6 protein-coding genes are annotated in these 6620 nt (G+C 65.8%); 2 read left to right on the top strand and 4 right to left on the bottom strand.

Annotated elements, in window-relative coordinates; all coding sequences use genetic code 11:
- Positions 1-267: 267 nt before the first annotated feature.
- The 4 genes from FJZ36_02900 to FJZ36_02885 are packed head-to-tail and all read right to left on the bottom strand — an operon-like array spanning position 268 to position 4660.
- A complete protein-coding gene (locus FJZ36_02900) occupies positions 268-849 on the bottom strand; it encodes a nicotinate-nucleotide adenylyltransferase (GenBank protein MBM3213846.1) in 582 nt (193 codons plus the stop codon).
- A 40-nt stretch (positions 850-889) separates the two neighbouring features.
- On the bottom strand, positions 890-1930 hold the full coding sequence (locus FJZ36_02895) for a Gfo/Idh/MocA family oxidoreductase (protein ID MBM3213845.1): 1041 nt from the start codon (positions 1928-1930) through the stop codon (positions 890-892).
- A 47-nt stretch (positions 1931-1977) separates the two neighbouring features.
- Positions 1978-3513 carry a YifB family Mg chelatase-like AAA ATPase gene (locus FJZ36_02890; GenBank protein ID MBM3213844.1) on the bottom strand — a complete coding sequence of 512 codons (1536 nt, stop codon included), beginning with the start codon at positions 3511-3513 and terminating at the stop codon, positions 1978-1980.
- Between the two features lie 25 nt (positions 3514-3538).
- Positions 3539-4660 (bottom strand): hypothetical protein, encoded by a 1122-nt coding sequence (locus FJZ36_02885; GenBank protein ID MBM3213843.1) that lies wholly within the window; start codon positions 4658-4660, stop codon positions 3539-3541.
- Positions 4661-4944: 284 nt separating this feature from the next.
- Between FJZ36_02885 and FJZ36_02880 the strand changes: the two genes are divergently transcribed.
- Positions 4945-5556: a superoxide dismutase gene (locus FJZ36_02880; GenBank protein ID MBM3213842.1), complete on the top strand. Its 612-nt coding sequence runs from the start codon at positions 4945-4947 to the stop codon at positions 5554-5556.
- A gap of 39 nt (positions 5557-5595) precedes the next feature.
- Complete coding sequence (locus FJZ36_02875; protein ID MBM3213841.1) at positions 5596-6618, top strand: PorV/PorQ family protein; 1023 nt, start codon at positions 5596-5598, stop codon at positions 6616-6618.
- Positions 6619-6620 lie beyond the last annotated feature (2 nt).

The raw sequence follows: 6620 nt of genomic DNA, 5'->3' as shown, positions 1-6620 counted from the left end.
CTTCTTCCCCTCGACCTTGAGGGTCCAGTCGCCCCCGCCGGAGAAGATCGCCCCGGGCCGAACACCGGATACCACCGCGCCAAACGCGATGGCGAAGATGAACGCCATCCCGAACATGATCACGGACTTGAACAGCCGTCCGCGCAGTAACTCCATCATGGCAGCGTGCACTCCGTTCTGGACATCGGTTCTTGAACCCGCGCCAATGCTAACGCGGCGGCGATGGGCATTTCAAGCCGCGCGGACTGAGGCGCACACAGAGCAGCGTCAGAGATAGATGCCTTTCTCGCCGATGTAGTCGGCGACCACACGCGGAGTGCGGAACCGAATCGACCTGCCTGCTCCGACGGCGGCTCGGATCGCCGTCGATGACACGCCGACCGGCGTGAACTCGAAGTGGCGCACGCGGCGCATCAGCTCGTCCGGCATGCCCGACAGCGCGTAGCCCGGGCGCGTCACGCAGACGAACTGGCACAGCGAGAGCAGCGTGTCGTAGTCGCGCCAGGTCCGGATTTCGCGGAACTGATCCACTCCGAGGATCCAGTAGAGCTCGGCGCCGGGGTACTCGGCGGCGTAGTGGCGAACCGTGTCGATGGCGTACGAGGGGCCCGCTCGCTCCAGCTCGACGCGGGAGACCCCCATCCCGGCTTCGCCCTCCACGGCGAGCGCCACCATCCGGTAACGGTCCTCCGGCGACGCTCGACGCGGGTCCTCCGACTTGTGCGGCGGCCTTGCGGCTGGGATGAACCACACGTAGTCGAGCCCGAGCCCATCTCTCACCTCGTCCGCGCAGATGAGGTGGCCTATGTGGATCGGATCGAACGTGCCGCCGAACAGACCGATGCGCATCGCACCTCTCTAGCGCAGTCGTAATCCGGCTCGTGGGTTCCTATAGCGGCAGCGACACCTCGCGCCCTTCGCGGGCAGCCTTGTAGATCGCGTTGAAGAGCTCGACCGTACGCCTGCCCTCGGTTCCATCGCAGGCGGGGCGAGTCCCTTCCCGCAGGACTCGGAGACAGTCCTCGGTTGTGTTCGCCGGTCCCGGCTCCAATGCGACGTCGACGCCTTCCTGATTGAACTCCCAAACGTCGGGCCCGGTTCCGACGATGCCTTCGAGTCCATGCACCTGAACCTGAGTCTGCTGGTGCTTGGGGCAAGTCGTCGTCGTCAGGATGGTCCCCAGCGCTCCGCTCTTGAACTTGACGAGCGCGCTGACCAGGTCTTCGGTCTCCACTTCGCGGTGCTCGTCGCCTCCATAGACGCCGAAGTGACCGGTGACCGAATTCACTTCGCCCAGGAACCATTGCAGCAGATCGAGCTGGTGCACGCCCTGGTTGGCGAGCGAGCCGCCGCCGTCGAGCTTCCATGTGCCGTGCCAGCCGTGGTAGTAGCCGGCTCCACGCCACCACTTCAGACGGATCTCGCCGAGGACGACCTTGCCCAACAGCCCGTCATCGATCGCGCGCTTGATCTTGCGGTTGATCGGACGATAGCGCTCCTCGAAGTCCACCATCAGGCCGACCTTCGCATCGGCGCACGCTGCGGTCAGCCGGTCGCACGCTTCGACGGTCACGTCCATCGGCTTGGTCGTGATGACGTGTTTGCCATGCTGGGCTGCCTGGACGCCGAACTGCGCATGGAGGCCGCTCGGGAGCATCACCCACACGACGTCGATGTCGTCTCGCGCGATCATCTCCGCGTAGTCGGTGTGGGTATCGCAGCCGAACTCGCTCTTGGCGCGAGCCAGGCGATCCTCGACGAGATCGCACGCAGCGACGAGCTTCGCGCCATTCGTGCGGTGGATCTGCCCGGCACGGTTCATCCCCATGCCGAGTCCAACGACGCCGAATCGAACGTCCATCGGGTTCCTCCGGGTTGAGTGTGGATCGTGCCGCCCATGGCGGACCACGAGAGCGTTCCGCTCGCCCATTGTATCAGTGCTTGAGCGTTCTCACACAGCGGACGTGGGCGTGAGGGCTAGTATACGCCCGCAAGTCGGTCGAGGTCGCGGTACTGAATCGCTTCGGCGATGTGCTGAGCCTCGATGCGCTCCGACTCCGACAGGTCCGCGATGGAGCGAGCGACTTTCAGCACTCGGTCATGGGCACGCGCGCTCAGATGCAGGCGGCTCAACGCTGCCGCTAGCAGCGCTTCGGCGTCTGCGCCGAGCCGGCAGAACTCCCGCACCATGTGCGGAGCCATCGTGGCGTTCGAGTAGACGCCGGTTCCGTCGAACCGCCTCGACTGAACTTCGCGGGAGCGCTGAACGCGAGCCCGAACCGTCTCGGACGGCTCGCCCTTCGCCTCGGAACGCAGATCGGACAGAGGAACGGCGGGCACTTCGACATGCAGGTCGATCCGGTCGAGCAGCGGGCCCGAGATGCGAGCTCGGTACTTGCGGACCTGCTCGCTCGAGCAGCGGCACGGCTTCACCGGGTCGCCCAGATAGCCGCAAGGACACGGGTTCATCGCGGCGACGAACATGGTGCGCGCAGGGAACGTCAGCGAGCCCCAAGCGCGTGCGATGGTCGCCAAGCCGTTCTCCAACGGCTGGCGAAGGGCTTCGAGGGTGTCGCGGCGGAACTCGGGCAGCTCGTCCAAGAACAGCACGCCGTTGTGCGCGAGGCTCACTTCGCCCGGACCAGGCGTTTTGCCGCCCCCGACCAGCCCGGCTGTCGAAACGGTGTGGTGCGGGGCGCGGAACGGGCGCGTCGTGATCAGTGGCGAATCGGCTTCCAGCACGCCCGCCACGGAGTGAATCTTCGTCGTCTCCAGCGACTCGTCGAGAACCATGTCCGGCAGAACGGACGCCAGACGCTGCGCGAGCATCGTCTTGCCCGATCCCGGCGGACCGAACATCAGCATGTTGTGCCCGCCCGCAGCGGCGATCTCAAGAGCCCGCTTCGCGTGATCCTGACCCTTGACGTCGGCAAGGTCGGGAGTGGCTCCGACCCGACGCGCCGAGAGCTCTCGCAGATCGACCCGCAGCGGCGGCGACAGATTGCGGCTCCCGACCAGACGGACCGCATCCGACAGCGTGGCGACGCCGTATACGTCGATGCCCTCGGCGACGGCTGCTTCTTTCGCGTTCGCGTTCGGAACCACGAGCGCCTTGCAGCCGTAGCTGCGCGCGTCCGCAGCGATGGCGACCGCCCCTTGCACGGCGCGCATCGATCCGTCGAGGGAGAGCTCACCAAGGAACGCCGTCGATGGGTCGATGGCGAATACGGTCTGCTCCGACGCGACCAGGATGGCGACAGCCATCGCCAGGTCGAACGAGGACCCCTCCTTGCGCACGTCGGCAGGACCGAGGTTGACCGTGATGCGCCGAGCCGGGAGCACGAAGCCCGAGTTGCGGATCGCAGCCGAAACGCGGTCTCGCGCCTCTCGGACCGCGCTGTCCGGCAAGCCCACGATGTTCAGAGCCGGCAGCCCGCCCGCGATATCCGTCTCGACGCGCACCGGGTACGCATCGACCCCGATGACGGCGCTGCTCATCACAACCGCGAACATTCCTGCCTCGGTTCGGCTTGCCGCCTCAGGCGGAGGGTCCAAACAGCTTGTAGACCACGAGCGTCGTGTCGCCCGTGTTGCGGATCACGTGCGGAACCGTCGCTGCGCGATAGCCGACGAAAAACTCGTCGCAGCCGTGGTTGGCTCCCACGATGTCATTCCCGGCGGCTTCGCCGCTGCCGCGCCAGATGAACAGGACGTACGCCGCGTCCTCGCGCGATTCCATCGAGCGCCCGGGTTCCACGCGAACCTCTTTGCCGCTGAACTTCGGCGTCCGCGACGGATGGAACACCCAAGACTCGCGACGACCGTCTTCGTCCACCAGATGGACCGGCTTCGTGTGGTGACGCGAATAGAACTCGGGAGCCCGCGACGACGCCCAGTCGATGAGTCGCACGACCGACGCAACATCCGGCAAGCCCCGCAGCATCAGCGAGCGGTCGAGCTTCCCGCTGCACGTCACGGCTTGCAGGAAGTTGTAGACGTCCGACTCCTCCTGGAGTTCGAGCGTCAGCGCGGTTCCCGGAGCATGGGGGATGCCGGGCGGGACATGGAACCCTTGACCGACGTTCAGCCGGTAGGCGGGCGACAGGTCGAGAACCGAGTCGTCGTCCCATCGTTCCAGAATGGGCAGCAGGTCGGATGCTTCCACGTCCGGATGCACGCCCAGATGCGAGAAGGGCACGGGCCCAGGATTCTCAGTTTCCACGAAGTAATAGGCTTCCTCCTTGCCGCGACAACTCCACCACTTCCTGGCGTCGGTCTCGCGCGCGTGGATATGCCACGGGATCGGCGTGCCGATGTCCAGAACCTTCGACAGCAGTCCGAAGCGCGAACCCGTGCGGGCTGCGTGCTTGGGTCCGAGCAGGCGCTCGCCGGCGAGCTGAAGCGCGTCAGCCAAGCGCGCCGGCGAGCCGTCCGCCAGCGTGAACGTGCTCATCCCCTCGCCTTCGACGAACTCCGCGTTGTCCGCCTGCACCGACGAGCCGATCCAGCGCTCGCAGTAGGACCCTCGCGAGCCGGCATCGGAGTCTGAGAGTCCCAGCCGTCCGAGTCCAGGGTAGAAGGTCCGCGCGACAAACGAGGGTTTCAGCGGGATGACGTCCGCACACGCGTCGAGCGTTCGGTCGAGAGCGGTTCGGTCCATTCTGGTCCCTGCCTTCCGAATCGACTCTAGCACGCCGCCGAGCCTCGATCAAACCGTGCCCGTGACCTTCGAAGCGGCGTTCCGGTTTTGCCCTCGACGAGCCTGCGGGGTATCTTCTGAGTGGCTGGCGATTCGAGGCGACCGAGACTCCTGAGGGACATAGCATGGTAAAGACGAGCACTCGTCGGGACTTCCTGCGCGCGTCGGTGACCGGTATGGGAGGGCTCTGGATGTTGAGCCACTCGCCGTTGAGCGTCGCGCTCGACGTAGACGCCGCGTCACGAGTGCCGCTGGAGCTGCCGGCTCTGCCCTATGGCTACGACGCGTTGGAGCCGTACATCGACGCCGAGACGATGCGGATCCACCACGACCTGCACCATGCCGGGTACGTGAAAGGGCTGCGCGCGGCTCTCGACGGTCTCGCAGAGACGCGCGCGGCGGGAAACTACACGGCTGTGCAGTCGTTGTCGCGGGCGCTCGCGTTCCACGGCGGAGGTCACTACAACCACTCCGTCTTCTGGCAGAACATGGCTCCTCCTGCTGGGCGTCAGCCAGCGCCTTCCGCCGCACTCCGTGAAGCGATCGCGCGCGACTTCTCGTCGATCGAGGTGTTTCAAGCCCATTTCGGGGCGGCGGCAAAGGCGGTCGAGGGCAGCGGGTGGGCGGTGCTTGGATGGCATGGCGGTCTGTCGCGCCTTGTGGTCCTGTCGCTGATGAACCAGCAGGACCTGGGCATTCTGGGAACCGAGCCGCTTCTAATGCTCGACGTCTGGGAACACGCCTACTATCTGAAGTATCAGAACCGCCGCGCGGCGTACGTGGACGCCTGGTGGAACGTGGTCAACTGGGCGGATGTGGATCGTCGGTTCGAGGCTGCCCGGTCGCCGCAGGAGTAGTTCCATCGGCGCTCGTCGAGTTGCGCGACAGTTGATGACATGGTAGGATCGTTGCCTGCACTTGCTCCCGATGCGATGGTCGCGTTCGGGTCCGCGTTCCGATGCGGAGGAGAGCTACCGGTGGCACGACGCGTGACGCTGTCAATCGCCCGCATGGCTCTGAGCTTGGCTCTCGCGGCGGCCGCCTCGTCCGTGCATGCCGCTGATATCCACGGAAGCGCGGGCACACGCGCATTCCCGACCCTGAAGATCGGCGTGGGCGCAGAAGCGATTGGGATGGGGGAGACGGGCGTCGCCCTCGCCAAGGACGCCTACGCACCGGCGTGGAACCCAGCCGGTCTCGTCAAGGTGCGCCGATCCCAAGTTGCGCTGACGAACAACGAGTGGGTTCTGGACCTGCGGCAGCACTACGCAGCCTACGCGGCGCCCCTTGGCGAGAAGGCGGGCGGCGCCATCAGCGCGAGCTTCTTCAACTACGGCGAGATTCAGGGCAGGGACGACTCCGGCGCAGCCACGACGACTTTCCGACCCTATGACGTGACAATCGGCGTTGGCGCAGGACTTCAGGTTGCCGAGGGCGTATCGGTCGGCGCCAATGCGAAGTACCTGCGGCAGCAGATCGACGATGCAAGCGCGCAGGGCGGAGCCGTGGACCTAGGTGTCTCGTACGACGTGCCAGAAACCTCACTGTCGCTGGGAGCCGCCATCCAGCACATCGGGACCTCGCTGGCGTTCGATGCCGAGAGCTTTTCGCTGCCGACGACCGTGCGGACGGGACTAGGGTACCGGGTTGCCGACGACCAGGCGACCATCGCGGTCGATGTCAGCAAGCCTGCGGACAACGACGCTCGGATCGGGATCGGAATCGCCTACGATATCGTCAACGCTCTCACCGTTCGCGGCGGCTACAGGTACGAGATCGGCGGCAACGAGCTCGGCAGTTCGACCGGGCTGACCGGCGGCTTCGGCGTCCGGTACGCCGGATTCGTTCTCGACTATGCTTTCGTGTCCTATGGCGACCTGGGTCCCACCAACCGCGTGTCGCTGATCGCCGAGTTCTAGCG

The sequence above is a fragment of the Candidatus Poribacteria bacterium genome, from assembly GCA_016866785.1.
In the GTDB taxonomy this organism is placed as follows: domain Bacteria; phylum Poribacteria; class WGA-4E.
Note: the sequence above shows the minus strand (reverse complement) of the source record. Positions and strands in the feature narration are given on the sequence as shown.